We start from the raw sequence: 356 nt of genomic DNA, 5'->3' as shown, positions 1-356 counted from the left end.
GTTGAAAAAGCATTATCTCAATGTGATGATGTTCGCTTAGAAGATATTGCAGATGACTTAGGTGTCGGTTATTCAACGTTACAACGTTGGATAGCACTGGCAAAAAAGCATCAACTTGAAATACACCAGACGGGTAGCCAAATGACAGCAGAAAAACGACCACAAGACTGGAGTTTAGAAGAAAGACTCAACGCAGTAATTGAGTGTGGAAGTTTAGATGAAGCCGCCATAAATGAATACTGCCGTAATATAGGGCTTTATCCGCATCATATTCAGCAATGGAAGAAAGACTTAGTAACACCACCTTCAAATAAAACAGTAAAGTCAGACAGTAAACAGCTTAAGCAAGAAATAAA

Annotated in this window: 1 pseudogene; it reads left to right on the top strand. The window is 38.5% G+C overall.

Features of this window, described 5'->3' with window-relative positions:
* A pseudogene (locus AAEY57_RS19500) lies at nt 1-356 on the top strand (IS3-like element ISPpr7 family transposase); the annotation flags it as partial.

The organism is Pseudoalteromonas sp. MER144-MNA-CIBAN-0113 (assembly GCF_040308965.1).
Taxonomy (GTDB): Bacteria; Pseudomonadota; Gammaproteobacteria; order Enterobacterales; family Alteromonadaceae; genus Pseudoalteromonas; species Pseudoalteromonas tetraodonis.
Note: the sequence above shows the minus strand (reverse complement) of the source record. Positions and strands in the feature narration are given on the sequence as shown.